We start from the raw sequence: 15,886 nt of genomic DNA on the forward strand, positions 1-15,886 counted from the left end.
TCCCTCCGCCGCGTCCCGGCCCCCGGCCTCTCCGGGCTCCACCACCGCGCCGCAGCCTCCGGCCTCCGCCGCCGCGCCCCCGGCCTCTCCCGCCCGGCCGTCAGCGCCCGCGAAGACATCCTCCGGCCGTCCCAGCACCCCGGTGTCGCCCCGGCGCTCCCCGTCCCCCGCGACGCCTCCCCCGCCCCCGCCGTCGGCACCCCCGGCGCGCTTCGGCCCCCGCCGGCCCTCGGTAGGGCCACTCCCGGTCCCCGCCGACGCCCCGCCCGGCCGCCCCACGTCGCGTCCCCCCGCGCCACCGGCGGACGGCCCCACCGGGCCCCGTCCCTTCCCCGTCCCGCCGCCGCCCGGACCGGCCGGACCGGCCGGAGCCACAACCGCACACCCGGCCGCGGCCCCCGGCAGGGCGCAGACGGGCGACCCCGGGCAGGACCTTCACACCGTCCACGAACCCGGCGGCGGGCTCGGCACGGACCTGTTCAGCTTCCAGGGCCCCGCCGCGCCACGGACCAGCAGCCCCGTCGGCATGATCGTGCTGGTGGTGATCGCCCTCCTCGGCCTGGGCACCATCATCATGCTGGCCGCCGCCGCGCTCTCCAGCTCCCGTACCGGCTCCACCGGCCCCGTGAACGACTCCCCCGCCGCGACCGCGTCCGGCCGGTCCTCCGGCGACGCGACCGCCTCCCGTCCCGCCACCGCGACCGCCACCGTCTCCGACTCCGCCTCCGCGGCCATCGGCCCCGGCGCCGCCGAACCCGTCGCCGGTCTGCGCCGCCACACCGACAGCACCGGCTTCGTGATCGACATCCCCGCCCCCTTGCAGGACATCCCGCGTGGCCGCACCGTCAACTTCACCGCCGACGGCGACGCCCGCACCATCCGCGTCAGCCAGTCACCGAACGGCAGCACCGACATCCTCGCCACCGTCCGCTCCGCCGAGTCCCGCGCCATCGCCGCCGGCACCTACCCCGGCTACCGCCGCATCGGGATCGCCCTCACCCGCCCCGCCCCGTACGCCGGCACCGACGTCGCCGACTGGGAGTTCACCTACGACGGCCAAAGCGGCCGTCTCCGCGTCTTGTCCCGCTGGGTGGCCGTCCCCGGCGGCGCCGGCTACGCCATCTACTGGACCACCCCCGAGCCGGCCTGGCGCACCCACCGCCCCCAGCTCGACGCCGTCCTCTCCTCATTCCGCCCCGTCCGTCCCGACGCTCCCGGCGGCTCGTAGCCCCGCGCCCACGCACCGGGAAGCGCTTGGGGCAAGACTGGGGGTATGGAGGATTTCCGGATCGAACACGACTCGATGGGCGAAGTACGGGTCCCGGCCGCCGCCAAGTGGCGCGCCCAGACGCAGCGGGCCGTCGAGAACTTCCCCATCTCCGGCCGCGGTCTCGAACCCGCGCACATATCGGCCCTCGGCCTGATCAAGGCCGTCGCCGCGGAAGTGAACGGCGAACTCGGCGTCCTGCCGGCGGACCTCGCCGAAGCCATCTCAGAAGCTGCCACCGACGTGGCCGAAGGCGAATGGAACGGCGAGTTCCCGGTGGACGTCTTCCAGACCGGCTCAGGCACCTCGTCCAACATGAACGTCAACGAGGTCGTCGCCACCCTCGCCGAGAAACGCCTGGGCCGCCCCGTCCACCCCAACGACCACGTCAACGCGTCCCAGTCGTCCAACGACGTCTTCCCCACCTCCATCCACGTGGCCGCGATGGTCGACGTCGTCTACGAACTGCTCCCCGCCCTGGAACACCTGGCCGTCGCCCTCCGCCAGAAGGCCGTGGAGTTCGACAGAACCGTCAAGGCCGGCCGCACCCACCTGATGGACGCCACCCCCGTCACCCTCGGCCAGGAGTTCGGCGGCTACGCCACCCAGATCGAGAACGCGGGCCTGCGCATCCGCTCGACCTTCCCCCGCCTCGCCGAACTCCCCCTGGGCGGCACCGCCGTAGGCACCGGCATCAACACCCCACCCGGCTTCGCCGCCAAGGTGATCGAGAAACTCAAGGAAGCCACCGGCCTCCCCTTCACCGAAGCCCGCGACCACTTCGAGGCCCAAGGCGCGAGAGACGCCCTGGTGGAACTCTCCGGCCAGCTCAAGGTCACGGCCGTCTCCATCAACAAGATCGCCAACGACCTCCGCTGGATGGGCTCCGGCCCCCGCACCGGCCTGGCCGAGATCAACCTCCCCGACCTCCAGCCCGGCAGCTCGATCATGCCCGGCAAGGTCAACCCGGTCGTCCCCGAAGCAGCCTGCATGGTGGCCGCCCAGGTGATCGGCAACGACACCGCCGTGACCTTCGCCGGCGCCTCCGGCACCTTCGAGCTGAACGTCATGATGCCGGTGATAGCCAGAAACGTCCTGGAGTCCATCCGCCTCCTGACCGCCGTCAGCCGCCTCCTGGCCGACCGCTGCGTCCACCACATCACCGCCAACCACGACCGCCTCCGCGAATACGCGGAAAGCTCCCCCTCGATCGTCACCCCCCTGAACCGCCACCTCGGCTACGAGGAAGCAGCCGCCATAGCCAAACAGGCCCTGAAGGAACGCAAGACCATCAAGCAGGTCACCATCGAACGCGGCCACGTGCAATCCGGCAAACTCACCGAACACCAACTGGACACCCTCCTGGACGTCCTCAGCATGACCACCCCACCCAAGACGCCCGAGAGGTGACTTTCCGCATTCCATCGATCGGCGTAACGTAACCGTCCCAGCTCGGTGTCGACTGGCTTGTCACGGTGCGACGGTGCAGACTCGTGGTGGGGAAGGGGAACCGATGAGCGCCCTCCCTGACGAAGGGTGGCGTGACCCGCGCAGCGAAGCACCCCAGGCCGTACACCGTCGAGGATTTAGGTCTTCACCGAGCAGGGCGCCAAGTACATCCCGCTGACCGCGGCCCGCGCCGGCCAGTCGATTTCCCTGACGTCGCCCTTCGACCCCGCACACCTGACCGGCCTCCGCCACTCTCATTGACGGCCCGGCCGGTCAGCCGAGGTGGTCCTCCTGATTCCGGCGACGAACGCCAGCCACTCGCCGTCAGAGAACCTGAGCACCGGCCCGCCGGCGTTCTCGTCGCCAGTTATGCCTTCGGCGGTCTTTCAGAACGCAGAACTCGCTTCTGGGCGACATCAGCGGCTTTCTGCCTCAGATAGTGGTGGAACTCCCCGATGTTCATGAGGTCCTCGTACAGGGGATCGTTCCGGAACCTCTGCTCCAGGGCAGCGAAGATCGCCTCACACGAGGATGCGGCCCGTGCTCGGGTCAGTGTCCCGCCAACCACACCATTGACCTGCTTCATCAAGGTCGGAACGTCCTGCCCGGGTCGCGCCTCTGTGAGCGCTCTGCGCAACATCTCCGTAGTCGTAACCGGTGCCCGAGGTGCCACGGGGAGCGGTTCGCTGACGCTGAGTTGATACCACTTGACCCAAACACCTTGATGCTGATGTCTGCCGGAGGATCTGGCCAGCCGACTGTACTCCTCGGTCCCCGGCGGCACGTACGTACCGGTGCTGACGACGGCACGGTCCAAGCCGGGCACAAGAAAGACATAGCCCGGCAACAGCACGCGCCGAAGCGCGAGAATCCCCGCAGACGCCGACACGTCGGCTTGGGCCACGGCATCCAATATCTCTGGAGCCGGCATGTAATGTTCTTGGAATTGAGCCAGGAACGTATCGGGAATCAAGATGTGCGAGGCGAAGCTGTTCGCCTCGGCTTCCTCGGTGCTGGGCACGCCTCCGCCTTGATGCGCCACCAGAGCACACCTCTGACCGGCATGCCAATAGCAGATGACATGCCCCAGTTCGTGGGCGAAAGTGAATCGCTTGCGACGGGCGGGCGCGTTGGCCTTGATGTAGACCCGGGGCCGAGGCTGGTCGCCGGTGAACACGGCGAGACCGTCACAGTCCTGAGTCCACTCGTGTAACTCCACGTCAGCGTACTCTCTGAGTAGCTGCTCGATGTCCACGGGTGGTTTGAGACCGTGGCGCTCGACAAGAAGGGCAGCCAGCCTTTCAGGTGTGGCCACGTTCAGGCGATGCGGCCTGTGGCACGAAGCCAGTCGAGTACCTCGGTCGCGGCGGTGTCGTCCTTGGATCGCGCCGCGAGCGCGAACTCACTTGCCAAGGCGTCCATCGGGATTGGTTCCGGACTCCCATGATGTGCGGCGAGGATGCCTCTGAGAGCCTGAGGCCGTTCCACCCACAGGCTGTACTCGTCCCAGGACATCCCTAGGAACTCATGAAGATCTACGTCCTCGTCCGAGTCGTGCCATGCGTCGACCCAGTCGTCGATGTCTGTCCAGACGGCCTCGCCACGGAGGCATGCCCCGACGAACGTCGTTGACCTAGACATTGATCCTCCTGCCTTTCACCGGCCCGCCAATCAGAACACCGTCGCTGTCGAGGACGCCGATATGCCTTCCCCGCTTGTTGTACACCTCTATATGAGCGTGTTGACTGTCCCACTCAAAGTATCTATCCCCCGAACGGCTCTGCCAACGCACTCTTCCCTCTGGCGCCCCGAGCCGTACCTGCTCCATCAGGAACCCCGTGCGGGGCCAGGGAATGTTCGTCATCTAGCTGGTGACCTCGCACTCAAGCTGGACCCGGCGGCAGCACCGTACCCGAACGACACGGCGTGCGCCTGTCGATTCGGTGCAGTGCGACATCTGGAGCTACAGGTCGTCAGGGCGGTGGGGGGAGGTAGCGGGTGCGGAGTTTTTCCAGGGCTCGGGTGGCGATGTGGCCGCCGGGGAGGTGGGTGAGGAGGCGGGTCAGGGCTGAGGGGCGGGGGGACAGGGCGGTGGGGTCGGGGGTGGGGCGGATCTTGGCGCGGCGGGATCTCGTCAGGTCCAGGGCGAAGCGGAGGGGGTGTTCCTTCGCGTCGACTTTCAGGTGGGGGGTCCACAGGCCGGGGGTCAGGTGGGTTTCTGAGGGGATTCTGGCGATGGGGAACTTGGCGACCAGCTGGCCGGGGAAGCGGCCGGGGACGCCTGGCTCCACCAGGGCGGGGACGGTTACGGTGCGGGCGCGGGTGGTCGCCTGGCGAAGGACGAGTTCGGTGGGGGGGCCGCCGCTGGGGGGGACGTAGGGGACGGGGAGGACGATGAAGATCTCGCCGTCGCGGTGGGTCACCGAGGCGCCGGGAGAGACCAGGACTATCGAGTCGGCGAAGGATTTGGGTTCTACGTAGACGCTCAGTTCCTTTTGCTCGGACCAGCAGGGGATGACCAGTTTGCGGGGGTGGCCGGCCAGGACGCCCACGCAGCTCAGTTGGGCGCCGCGGTGGCCGGCCACCCGGGTGCGGGCCTGCTGGGTGCCGCCATGCATGCGGACGTGGACCTCCCATTCGCCGGAGCGCAGGGGGCGGCCCAGGGCGGCTGAGCCCACGTCGAGACGGGCCCGGCCCACGGCCCAGACCCGGACGGTGCCGTCTTCCTCGGAGCGGCACACCTCGCCGGCCACGGGGATGAAGAAGATCAGGCCGTTGCCGGTGTGGCGGATGTAGACCTCCATGCGGGCCTTGGCGACGGCCTCGGTGACGTCGGCGACCTCGGGCGGGAGGGCCAGGTCCTCCAGCGGCGGGATCCACAGGAGGCGGTCGCCGGAGACGGCGAACGTCACGGGGTCGCCGTCGGCGGTGACGATCTCGACGGCCAGGTCGAGGGTCAGGATGCTCTCGTCCCAGCGGACGTCGCGCAGCTCGGCGCGCAGCGACGTGCCGGTGGCGGCCTGGTTGAGTGCCATCAGGCGGCCCAGCTGGCCCCTCCTGAGGAGGAGTGCGCGGGCACGCAGGTGGACGGGCAGGTGGCGGTCCAGTTCGGGGGGAAAACGCTCCAGGGTGAGGTTGCGCAGGGCGGCGAACATGCCGGCGCGGCGGCCGGGGGTGGCGGTCCCCAGGCGGCGGGCGCCGAGCTGGCGCAGGACACCGGTGCGGAACCAGTGGGCGTACAGACGCTCGCGCTGCTCCCCGGGGTCGCTGTAGGTGTCGATGACGTCCAGCACGGCCCGCAGGCCGGCGGCCCACTCCGCGGGGGTGGAATGCGGCGCGACGGCGGGCCCGAGGTGGCAGCACACCTGGTCGGCGAGGACGGCGACGACCTTCGCGGTGAGGTAGGCCTTGACGACGAACGCCTGCTCGGACATCTGCTGCTCGATGTCGGGGAAGCGGATCTCCCGGGAGTCCAGGAACGCGCGGCGGAACAGCTTGTGCGCGGTGGGCAGCCCGAGCAGCCGGTCGCGGAACAGGTCGGCACGCTCCCGGTTGCGGGAGAACGCGCGGGACGGCGGGTCGTCCCCCCGCACCAGCCGCCCGATCAGCACGTCGGCGTCGGTCTCCACGGCGGCGCGGTACATCACCTCAAGCGCCACCCGTTCCAGCCGGTCGCGTTGCCCGAGCAGGTAGACGTACTCCCCGCCCGCCACGGCCAGCCCCACGTTGCGCCCCCGCGCCGGCGACCCGGTCTGTTCCAGGTGCAGCACACGGACGTTGGGCCGCACCGCCGCGACGGCGTCCAGCCGTTCCCTGGTGCCGTCGCCTGAGCGGTCGTCGGCGAAGATCACCTCGTATTCGTCCGACGGCATCGTCTGCTCCAGCAGCGACCGCACACACGCGTCGAACGCGTCATCGTCCGGGCCTGGCTCGGACACCGGCACCACCACGCTGACCTTCACACCCATGCGCGCCAGCGTGCGCCGCGACCGGGCGAGACACCGTCAGGCTTGCCGAACCGTCAAACAACCCTGACTAAGAGTTCGCGCACGCCTGGCCCGGCTCCTCACGGCGGCAGGTTGACGTCCGGCGCGGCCAGGTCGTGGTACTCGCGGCAGGTGTGCTCCCCCAGGGCCAGCGGGCCCTTCGAGGTGGTCTGGGTGATCTTGACGGCCCAGATCTCCTCGCTCAGGCGCGCCGTGCAGGTGATCTGTGCCAGCGCGGTACGGGTCAACTGGCCGGTGCCGTACACGATCACGTGCAGCCGCAGGCCGACCGGGTTCTCGGGGTCGTTGCGCACGCCCCGTTCCACGCCGTACCGGCCGAGAACGGTCTGTTCGAGGCGGAAGCCGTCCAGCGCGGTGCCGCCCCCCGGGGGGCCCTTGCCCGCCTGGAAGAGCGCGTTCAGGACGTCCTGCGCGCTGTCGGAGGCGGTGGGGACGTTGCGCGGGGTGAGGCGGCCGTCGCGCAGGACGTAGACGTTGGCGTACGCCGCGCGGGCGCTGATCACCGGCGCGGGGCCGACGTCGGCGAGGTCGGACGGGTCCACGCCGCACGCCGCCGCTCCCGCGAGCACGGCCGCCAGCGCGGCGATCCGCCACCGAGCGGGGACGGCCGCCTGCCGTCGTTCCGTCATGGCCATGGGATCCGTATCGTGAACAGCGTGCCGGGGTCCACCAGCCGCACCTCGATGGTCCCTCCGTGCAGTTCCGCGTTGGCCTTGGCGATGGCCAGCCCGAGCCCGCTGCCCTCGCTCCGCGCCCGTCCGGCCTCCACCTTGTAGAACCGCTCGAACACGTGCGGCAGCGACTGCCGCGGGATGCCCTTGCCCCGGTCGCGCACCCGCACCTCCAGCCCGGCGGCGGTGGTGCGCGCGGACACCGTCACCGGCGGCGCGCCGTGGGTGAGGGCGTTGCCGGTGAGGTTGGCCACGATCACGTCGAACCTGCGCGGGTCCACCGAGAACGCCAGGTCGCGCGGGACGTCCAGCCGCACCCGGCCCGTCCAGCCGCGGATCTCCAGGCAGTCGGCGAGCGCCACCCCGACGTCGACGTTCTCCCTGCTCAGCACCACGGTGCCGGAGTCGAGCCTGCTGGCCTCGATCAGGTTCTCCACCAGCACCCGCAGCCGGTTGATCTCACGCACCACGAGGTCCACGGCCTTGCCCGCGTCGGGGGGCAACCGTCCGGCCTCCTCGGTGAGCATGTCGGTCACGGCGGTCATGGCGGTCAGCGGGGTGCGCAGCTCATGCGACACGTCGGCCACGAAACGCCGGGACATCGCCTCCAGGGCCCGCAGCTCGGAGACGGTCTGCTCCAGCGCGGACGCGGTGTCGTTGAACGTCGCGGTCAGGCGGGCCAGCTCGTCCCTGCCGTTGACGGGGAGGCGGGTGTCCAGGCGGCCCGCGCCGAGGGCCCGCGCGGCCTCGCCGAGCCTGCGCACCGGCAGCAGCACGCTGCGTGCCGACACCAGGGCGACGGTGAGCGCGATGGCCAGGGTGATGCCGCCCGCCTGGGCCAGCGCGATGCGCAGGCGGATCAGCACGCCCTCCTCCTCCCTGAGGGAGAGGAAGACGTAGACGGTCATGCCGGTGGGCCGTACGGCGCCTGAGCCGGTCAGGCGGTGCACCTGGGTGCCGATGAGCAGCCACGGCTGGTCGTGGATCAGCAGCCGCTGCCGTACCAGCCGGGCCGAGGCGAGCCTGCGGAAGTCCGCGGGCACGTCGGCGAGGCCGAGGCTGGAGCCCGCGCTGATCCGCTCCTGCTCGCCGTACTCCAGGATCACGTGGCGGTCCGGGCCGCCGAGCGACTCGACGAGGTTCTCGAGGTCGCGGTCGGTGATGACGGACGGCGGCCACAGCAGGTCGCTGGTGCCCACCGGCAGGGAGACGCGCTGCAGCACGTCGCGCACGTCCGCGGTGGCGCTGTTCTCCGCGCGGTCCAGCAGCGCCCGGCGGACGAGCTGGTAGCCGATGCCCGCCACCAGGGCCGAGGCCGTCACCGCGACCAGGACGAACGTGACGATCAGCCGGCCGCGCAGCCCGGTGGGACGCCGCAGGGCGCCGGTCATGGCGGGCTGAAGCGGTACCCGAAACCGCGCACGGTGTGGATGTACACCGGCTCGGCCGGCACAGGCTCGATCTTGGCGCGGATGCGCTGCACGCAGGCGTCCACGAGGCGCGAGTCGGCGACGTGGTTGTGGTCCCAGACGGCGCGCAGCAGGTAGCGGCGGTTGAGCACCTGCCCGGGGTGGCGGACCAGTTCGAGCAGCAGCCGCAGCTCGGTGGGGGTGAGGTGGATCTCCCGGCCGTCCAGGGTGACCTTCAGCGCGCCGCGGTCCACCACGAGGTCGCCGAAGCTGATGCGGTCGGCGGAGGCGGACTCCAGGCGGCGCAGGACGGCGCGGATGCGGGCGTCCAGCACGCGGGGCTCGACGGGCTTGACCACGTAGTCGTCGGCGCCGGCCTCCAGCCCCACCACGGTGTCCAGGTCGTCGCCGCGGGCGGTGAGCAGGATGATCGGCAGGGAGTCGAGCCTGCGGATGCGGCGGCACACCTCGACGCCGTCGATGCCGGGCAGCATGACGTCCAGGATGACGATTTCGGGACGGCGTGCGCGTACGTGGTCCAGGGCCTCCTCGCCGGTCGCGTAGGACGTGACCGAGTGGCCCTGGCGGGTCAGCGCCAGCTCTAGCCCCGTACGGACGGACGGGTCGTCTTCGACCAGGAGGATGCCAGCCACCCGAACAGTATTCCGCAGATCCCGGTATGCCCTTCTATGTCATGGAACTGTGACGGGCCACGCACGGTAACCCCACAGTAGGGCGGGCAGTCTGGGGTGGTCCGTGCCCGGCTTCGCCGGTGTCACAGCCGATACGAGGACGGGCTTCGCTGCACGGGCACCGTGCCGCCCTCCGGTCCGGGGGTCCGGAGGGCGGATCCCACTCTCTTGGTGTGATGAAAATCACACCAAGGTAGATATCTGCACGTAAGACCAGGGATTGGTCACTCCTGCACCAAGGGACGGTCAAGCAACTTTCACGTATCGGTTGCGAACCACCCCCCACGTCACGGCAAGCTCATAAGCCGTGAGCTCAGGTCAGCAGGTGCGGGACAGGCGGACAAGGCGCGACGAAAGCCAGCCTCCGCCACCGCCGCGTGGGCGCGCCCGGAGCGGATCCGTGCTGACGCCGAAGCGGATCGCGTACATCGGCCTGACCCTCGCCGTCCTGGCGGGCATGGGCGCGTACGCCATCAAGACCATGAACGACAACGCCGCCGCGCCCAAGGCCGACGCGCTGAGCCTGCCCGAGCTCGCCCGCATGCTCGACAACCCCATGGCGCCCGACCCGGAGACCGACGCCCTCAAGGCGGCGGCGGCCCAGGCCCAGCGCGCCGAGGCCATCAAGGCCGCCCGCGAGAAGCGCCCCGACTTCGACCCCGTCAAGATCGTCAAGCAGGCCCCCGGCGGCGGCGGCTTCAACCCCACGGCGTTCCCCCCCGGCACCCGCCCCAACCCCGGCAGCAACAAGGCCCTCGGCCAGAAGATGGCCGCCGCCCGCGGCTGGTCCGACGAATGGGGCTGCCTGGAGAAGCTGTGGGACAAGGAAAGCCACTGGAACGAACGCGCCATGAACCGCAGCAGCGGCGCGTACGGCATCCCCCAGTCCCTCCCCGGCAGCAAGATGGCCAGCGCCGGCGCCGACTGGCAGACCAACCCCGCCACCCAGATCAAATGGGGCCTCGGCTACATAGCCAACCGCTACAAGTCCCCCTGCGGCGCCTGGGCCCACTCCCAGTCCGTCGGCTGGTACTGACCCACACCGGACGCTCCGCCCGGACGCTCCCGCCCAGCGGACGCTCCCGCCTCACGGAGGGCTGCCGCTCCACAGAGGGCTCCCCCGCGGACGCTCCCCCCAGCGGACGCTCCCGCCTCACGGAGGGTTGCCGCTCCACGGAAGGCTCCCCAGCGGACGCTCCCGCCTCACGGAGGGCTGCCGCTCCACGGAAGGCTCCCCAGCGGACGCTCCCGCCTCACGGAGGGCTGCCGCTCCACAGAGGGCTCCCCCGCGGACGCTCCCGCCCCGCGCGTCACGTCCCCGCGCGCCCGGGCTGATCGGCGCCGACGCGGTGGGGCGTTGTACGGCGAATCCGGCGCCGCTGTACGGCGCTCAGGATGGGCTTCTCCGGTGACCTCCCTGGCGTAGCAGGAAGGCGGTGAGCACGCCGGCCCCGGTGAGGAGCTGCGCGAGCACGAACGGAGTCAGGGTCATAGGAGGCTCGAGGAGCGCCGCCAGGGTGGGGAGGCAGCCGAGGAACGCGAGATCCACACCGGTGAGGCCCCAGATCACCGGCCCGGCCGGCAGGGCGCCGAACGGCGTGACGATGACCGGAAGGGAATGATCGACCGGCGGCCGGCGCGCCATCCGGAGCGCCGCCGCGGCCAGGGCGGGCGCCGCGGCGACCCCCAGCAGCCACCACGGGCCGGGAGGCAGCACGCCGGTCAGCATCAGACCGGCCAGGGCCAGCGCCGACCACAGGGCCGCCAGGAGGGCGGGAAGCAACGCGCGCACGGCCGTCAAAGAGCGCCCGTCCACGGCAAGCAGGCGCGCCAGGAAGGGGTTGTCGGAGTCCCGGCGGACGCCACTGGTGCACATCACGGCAGCCGCCAACGCCCCGCACAGCAGAACGCCGATGGACAGCACCGACATGTCCCCGGCGGCCCGCGCGGCCACGGCGGGCAGTGCGGCGGCACCGGACAGGACCACGAGCCGTCCTGGGCGCCGCCCGGCACGCCGCCACTCCTGCCACGCCACCGCGGCCGCTCCACTACGTGCGGCGATCCGGGGCCAGGGCCGGGAGCCCGGCGCCCGCCCCCGCCAGTGGTCGTCCTCGATGGCCCAGGTCAGCGCGCCGGGGTCCATGGTCACGGCCGCGGACGTGACCCGCCCGGTCCTGGCCGCCGAGCTGAGAAGCCTCCTCGCGGGAATGCGGGCAAGCGCACCCCATGCCTGCCGGACGAGCACGGCAGCCACCGTGACGCCCAAACCGGCCACCGCCGAGACCACGGCGACCGGCGCCCCGGCGACGGCGGTGAGGACCTGCCGTCCGGGGCCGCTGCCCAGGACGGCCACCACCACGGCCGCCACCAAGGTGCCCGCGATCACCACCTGTAACCAGGAGTCCCATGAGGCGGACGCCTGGGCCAGCACCGCCATCGCCATGCCGCCCACCCCGGCGCCGGTGCCCAGCACCAGCGCCGCCGTCAGACGAAGCACGAGCCCGTCCGGCGCACCGAGGACCGACAGTGCCGCAAGGCCGAGCCCCGCCCCGATCACCACCGCGATCGCCAGCAGCACCATCACGGTTCTGCCGAGCACCGAGCGACGGGGCAACGGGGACATGACCAGCCACGCGGCGTCGGCGGCGGGCAGCGCGACGGGGCCCAGGAAGCGGGCCAGGGCGAGGTAACCCGCGTACGCCGCGACGACCAGCGCCAGGCCCGCACCCAGCCGCGAGGCGTCCAGGCCTGCCGTGAGCCCGTGGACGGCGGTCGCGACGGGGTGGCCGAAGACGGCCACGGCGAGCGCCAGGCCGAACACCAGGGCGTACCGATCGGACCAGGTCACCGGGCGGCCCCGGTGGGAGCGGAGGTAGGCACGCGCGGGGTTCGGCCTCACGACGCGGGCTCCAGGGTGATCAGGCGGGCTCCGGTGGCGTTCGCGAGCTCCAGGTCGTGGGTCGCCATGACGACGGTGCCGCCGCCGGCGGCGTAGTCCTTCAGGATGCCGGTCAACTTCGCTCTGCCTCCGGCGTCCAGCCCTCGTTCCGGCTCGTCCAGCAACAGCAGCCGGCTGGGTCTGAGCAGGGCCACCGCCAGCGAGAGTCGTTGCCGCTGGCCGGTGGAAAGGGACAACGGGGACAGGTCGGCGCGTCCGTCGAGCTCGAACTCCTCCAGCGCCTGGTCCACCGTCATACGGCTGCCTTCATGGACGATGCTCGCCAGCTCAAGGTGCTCCCTGACGCTCAGGCCCGGATACCAGGCAGGTTCGTCACCCGCCATGACGACCTGCTTCCAGAAGGACGGCGCGTCGGCCGGTGGGCGGCCGAAGACATCGATCTCTCCCCGGCGCGTCGGCTGCAACCCGGCCACGCACCGCAGCAGCGTCGATTTCCCCGCCCCGTTCTCGCCCACCACGGCGAGAACTTCTCCCGCCGTGACCACGAGCCCTACCTCGCGCAGCACGGGGGTGCCCCCCAACTCCACCTCGACCCCGTGGGCGACGATCACGTCTGACATGACCTTGAGACTACGTTTCCCCGCCCTCCGGGGCGCGGAAACGGATCCGAACGGACGCTGCCGCGCGGTCAGGCGCCGTACCGAGGCGCCGGATCCGCCGCACCACGTCCCACCGCGTCGGCGCCGGAGAGGAGGGCCGACGCGGCAGGACGAGCGGCCACGGGGCGACGGCGCTCAGGGCCGGCATCCGCCGCAGCCCGCACACAGCCGCGGCCCGCACACGCCGGAATCGGCCGACGCCGGATCCGCCGCACCACGTCCCACCGCGTCGGCGCCGGAGAGGGGGGCCGACGCGGTGGGACGAGCGGTCACGGGGCGACGGCGCTCAGGGCCGGCATTCGCCGTGGCTCACTCAACCTCGGCCCGCACACAGCCGTGGCCCGCACACGCCGGAATCGAGCCGACGCCGGACACGGCCGGTGGGCGGCCGGCGAGGACCGGGGGCGGCGGTCAGGGCCGCCCGGGCGCGGTCAAGGGGTCAGATGGTGAGGTCTTCCAGCATTTCGGTGACCAGGGCCGCGATCGGGGAGCGTTCCGATCTGGTCAGGGTGATGTGGGCGAAGAGCGGGTGGCCCTTGAGTTTCTCGACCACGGCCACCACGCCGTCGTGGCGGCCCACGCGGAGGTTGTCGCGTTGGGCGATGTCGTGGGTGAGGACCACCCGGGAGTTGGCGCCGATACGGGACAGGACCGTGAGCAGTACCCCACGTTCCAGGGACTGGGCCTCGTCGACGATGACGAAGGCGTCGTGGAGGGAGCGGCCGCGGATGTGGGTCAGCGGGAGGACCTCCAGCATGCCGCGGTCCAGGACTTCCTCGATGACCTCGGGCGTCGTGACGGCGCCCAGAGTGTCGAAGACGGCTTGGGCCCAGGGGCTCATCTTCTCGTTCTCGGAGCCGGGGAGGTAGCCGAGCTCCTGGCCGCCCACGGCGTACAGGGGGCGGAAGACGACGACCTTGCGGTGCTGGCGGCGTTCCAGGACGGCTTCCAGGCCCGCGCAGAGGGCCAGCGCGGACTTGCCGGTGCCGGCGCGGCCCCCGAGGGAGACGATGCCGACCTCGGGGTCCATGAGCAGGTCCAGGGCGATGCGCTGTTCGGCGGAGCGGCCGTGCAGGCCGAAGACCTCACGGTCGCCGCGCACCAGGCGTACCGACTTGTCGGGGAGCACCCGGCCGAGGGCCGAGCCGCGGGTGGACAGCAGCCGCAGCCCTGTGTGGGTGGGGAGTTCGCGGGCCTCCTCAAGCTCGACGGTGCCGCCGTCGAACAGGGACTCCACGTCCTCGGTGGTCACCTGGAGCTCGGCCATGCCGGTCCAGCCGGACTCCACCACGAGGTCGGCGCGGTACTCCTCGGCGGCCAGCCCGATGGACGCCGCCTTGACCCGCATCGGCAGGTCCTTGGACACCAGCACCACGTCGCTCCCCTCGGCCGCCAGCGAGCGGGCCACGGTGAGGATGCGGGTGTCGTTGTCGCCGAGCCGGAATCCGGCCGGCAGGATCGCGGGATCGCTGTGGTTGAGCTCTACCCTGATGGTCCCCTCGCCGATGGGCATGGGCTCGTCCAGCCTGCCGTGCCGTACCCGAAGGTCGTCGAGGAAGCGAAGCGCCTTCCTGGCGAAGTACCCCAGCTCAGGATGGTGCCGCTTCGCCTCCAGCTCTGTGATGACGACGATCGGTAGTACTACCTCGTGTTCGGCGAAGCGGCTCATCGCCGCCGGGTCGGCCAGGAGGACAGAGGTGTCCACAACGTAGGTGCGCCTGGCCGGATCGCCATCGCGCGAGGTCGTGGACGGGTTGCTAGAGGACACTGCCACGCGTTCTCCCCCGGGCGCCGAAGTGCAGCGCCCTGCCAGATGAGGTGATGAACGGACCGGGCCCGGTGCCCCACCCCCACCCGCGCGAGGCGGTGCCGGTGCCCGGCCCTCCTCGCACGCGCGCGACGCAAGGGCGGACCCTTTCCCGAAGTAGGCCGTCGAACTGCCTACTCCTTACGGTACGTCGTGGATTCCCCCTACCCAACAGGTCGGGCATGGCGAGGTAGGGGTGTTCACGTGGTGTTTCAGTTACCGTACCGACGGTGCCGCGCGGCGTAAGACCGCAGTGCCCGCAAGAAGTCGACCCTGCGGAAGTCAGGCCAGTAGGCCTCGCAGAAGTAGAACTCGGAGTGGGCGCTCTGCCAGAGCAGGAATCCGGAGAGTCGCTGCTCTCCCGAGGTCCGGATGAGGAGATCCGGGTCGGGGAGGCCGCGCGTGTAGAGATGCTCCGCGATGTGCTCGACGTCGAGGACCTCGACGAGTTCCTCGATGCTCGCGCCCTTGCTGGCGTGCTCCTGGAGGAGGGAGCGCACCGCATCAGCGATCTCACGCCTTCCTCCATACCCAACTGCAACGTTCACAATCAGCCCAGGCCGCCGTGATGTTACTTCTTTCGCCTCTTTAAGGATTCGAGCCGTACGATCGGGCAAAAGGTCCAGGGCACCCATCGGGTTCACATGCCAGCCGCCGGTCACCAGGCCGCGCACCGTGTCCTCGATGATCTCCATGAGCGGGTCGAGCTCCTCCTTCGGCCGGCTCAGGTTGTCGCTCGACAACAGCCACACCGTGACGATCTCGACGCCCGCCTCGCGGCACCACTCCACCAGCTCGGAGATCTTGTCGGCGCCCTTCTGGTGGCCGTGGCTGACGTCCCGCAGCCCCATGGCCCGCGCCCAGCGGCGGTTCCCGTCCACGATGACGCCGACGTGCCGGGGGATCTGGTCCCCGGACAGCTTGGCCTCAAGCCTGCGCTCGTACAGCCGGTACACGAGATCGCGCACGCCGCCCATGGAGGCCTCCCCTTCACGCCCTTCGGTCGCCGGGCGTCGACACCACGCA

The 15,886-nt window shown here is 71.0% G+C and carries 13 protein-coding genes and 1 pseudogene; 3 read left to right on the forward strand and 11 right to left on the reverse strand.

Annotated elements, in window-relative coordinates; translation table 11 throughout:
* Nucleotides 1-315 (reverse strand): annotated as a pseudogene (locus ABGB17_RS33930) (hypothetical protein); the annotation flags it as partial.
* A 211-nt stretch (nt 316-526) separates the two neighbouring features.
* Between ABGB17_RS33930 and ABGB17_RS33935 the strand changes: the two are divergent.
* Nucleotides 527-1,228, forward strand: coding sequence for a hypothetical protein (locus ABGB17_RS33935; RefSeq protein ID WP_347637514.1), 702 nt, complete (start codon nt 527-529; stop codon nt 1,226-1,228).
* 45 nt (nt 1,229-1,273) lie between these two features.
* Nucleotides 1,274-2,677, forward strand: coding sequence for a class II fumarate hydratase (locus tag ABGB17_RS33940; protein ID WP_347637516.1), 1,404 nt, complete (start codon nt 1,274-1,276; stop codon nt 2,675-2,677).
* Between the two features lie 406 nt (nt 2,678-3,083).
* Here the strand turns inward: ABGB17_RS33940 and ABGB17_RS33945 are convergent, their stop codons facing one another.
* The 6 genes from ABGB17_RS33945 to ABGB17_RS33970 all read right to left on the reverse strand — a co-directional run bounded on the left by ABGB17_RS33945 (nt 3,084) and on the right by ABGB17_RS33970 (nt 9,456).
* Complete coding sequence (locus ABGB17_RS33945) at nt 3,084-3,971, reverse strand: ImmA/IrrE family metallo-endopeptidase (RefSeq protein WP_347637518.1); 888 nt, start codon at nt 3,969-3,971, stop codon at nt 3,084-3,086.
* Nucleotides 3,972-4,033: 62 nt separating this feature from the next.
* Nucleotides 4,034-4,357 carry a hypothetical protein gene (locus ABGB17_RS33950; protein WP_347637520.1) on the reverse strand — a complete coding sequence of 108 codons (324 nt, stop codon included), beginning with the start codon at nt 4,355-4,357 and terminating at the stop codon, nt 4,034-4,036.
* A gap of 332 nt (nt 4,358-4,689) precedes the next feature.
* The gene (locus ABGB17_RS33955) at nt 4,690-6,684 is read right to left on the reverse strand and encodes a glycosyltransferase family 2 protein (protein WP_347637522.1); all 1,995 of its coding nucleotides are present in this window, start codon (nt 6,682-6,684) and stop codon (nt 4,690-4,692) included.
* A 98-nt stretch (nt 6,685-6,782) separates the two neighbouring features.
* Nucleotides 6,783-7,352, reverse strand: coding sequence for a hypothetical protein (locus tag ABGB17_RS33960; protein ID WP_347637524.1), 570 nt, complete (start codon nt 7,350-7,352; stop codon nt 6,783-6,785).
* A complete protein-coding gene (locus ABGB17_RS33965) occupies nt 7,349-8,785 on the reverse strand; it encodes an ATP-binding protein (protein ID WP_347637526.1) in 1,437 nt (478 codons plus the stop codon). The genes ABGB17_RS33960 and ABGB17_RS33965 overlap by 4 nt, the downstream gene beginning before the upstream one ends.
* Nucleotides 8,782-9,456, reverse strand: a complete 675-nt coding sequence (locus ABGB17_RS33970) for a response regulator transcription factor (RefSeq protein WP_347637528.1) — start codon at nt 9,454-9,456, stop codon at nt 8,782-8,784. The genes ABGB17_RS33965 and ABGB17_RS33970 overlap by 4 nt, the downstream gene beginning before the upstream one ends.
* Nucleotides 9,457-9,895: 439 nt before the next feature.
* Here ABGB17_RS33970 and ABGB17_RS33975 point away from each other — a divergent pair, with 439 nt between their 5' ends.
* Nucleotides 9,896-10,531, forward strand: a complete 636-nt coding sequence (locus ABGB17_RS33975) for a transglycosylase SLT domain-containing protein (RefSeq protein ID WP_347637530.1) — start codon at nt 9,896-9,898, stop codon at nt 10,529-10,531.
* A gap of 354 nt (nt 10,532-10,885) precedes the next feature.
* Here ABGB17_RS33975 and ABGB17_RS33980 read toward each other — a convergent pair whose 3' ends face one another.
* From ABGB17_RS33980 to ABGB17_RS33995, 4 genes are all read right to left on the reverse strand, one after another.
* Nucleotides 10,886-12,394, reverse strand: coding sequence for a DUF6297 family protein (locus ABGB17_RS33980; protein WP_347637532.1), 1,509 nt, complete (start codon nt 12,392-12,394; stop codon nt 10,886-10,888).
* Complete coding sequence (ccmA, locus tag ABGB17_RS33985; RefSeq protein ID WP_347637534.1) at nt 12,391-13,014, reverse strand: heme ABC exporter ATP-binding protein CcmA; 624 nt, start codon at nt 13,012-13,014, stop codon at nt 12,391-12,393. The genes ABGB17_RS33980 and ccmA overlap by 4 nt, the downstream gene beginning before the upstream one ends.
* A gap of 478 nt (nt 13,015-13,492) precedes the next feature.
* Complete coding sequence (locus ABGB17_RS33990; RefSeq protein ID WP_347637594.1) at nt 13,493-14,821, reverse strand: PhoH family protein; 1,329 nt, start codon at nt 14,819-14,821, stop codon at nt 13,493-13,495.
* Nucleotides 14,822-15,072: 251 nt separating this feature from the next.
* Nucleotides 15,073-15,837 (reverse strand): isoprenyl transferase, encoded by a 765-nt coding sequence (locus tag ABGB17_RS33995; protein ID WP_347637536.1) that lies wholly within the window; start codon nt 15,835-15,837, stop codon nt 15,073-15,075.
* Nucleotides 15,838-15,886: the final 49 nt, after the last annotated feature.

Origin of the sequence: Sphaerisporangium sp. B11E5 (genome assembly GCF_039871875.1) — a bacterium.
Lineage (GTDB): Bacteria > Actinomycetota > Actinomycetes > Streptosporangiales > Streptosporangiaceae > Sphaerisporangium.

Bases quoted from the DNA above. Each gene is read 5' to 3' on its own strand.
- ABGB17_RS33950 (WP_347637520.1), bottom strand. From the start codon at position 4,357: ATGTCTAGGTCAACGACGTTCGTCGGGGCATGCCTCCGTGGCGAGGCC.
- ABGB17_RS33960 (WP_347637524.1), bottom strand. From the start codon at position 7,352: ATGACGGAACGACGGCAGGCGGCCGTCCCCGCTCGGTGGCGGATCGCC.
- ABGB17_RS33935 (WP_347637514.1), top strand. From the start codon at position 527: ATGATCGTGCTGGTGGTGATCGCCCTCCTCGGCCTGGGCACCATCATC.
- ABGB17_RS33955 (WP_347637522.1), bottom strand. From the start codon at position 6,684: ATGGGTGTGAAGGTCAGCGTGGTGGTGCCGGTGTCCGAGCCAGGCCCG.
- ccmA (WP_347637534.1), bottom strand. From the start codon at position 13,014: ATGTCAGACGTGATCGTCGCCCACGGGGTCGAGGTGGAGTTGGGGGGC.
- ABGB17_RS33965 (WP_347637526.1), bottom strand. From the start codon at position 8,785: ATGACCGGCGCCCTGCGGCGTCCCACCGGGCTGCGCGGCCGGCTGATC.
- ABGB17_RS33995 (WP_347637536.1), bottom strand. From the start codon at position 15,837: ATGGGCGGCGTGCGCGATCTCGTGTACCGGCTGTACGAGCGCAGGCTT.
- ABGB17_RS33940 (WP_347637516.1), top strand. From the start codon at position 1,274: ATGGAGGATTTCCGGATCGAACACGACTCGATGGGCGAAGTACGGGTC.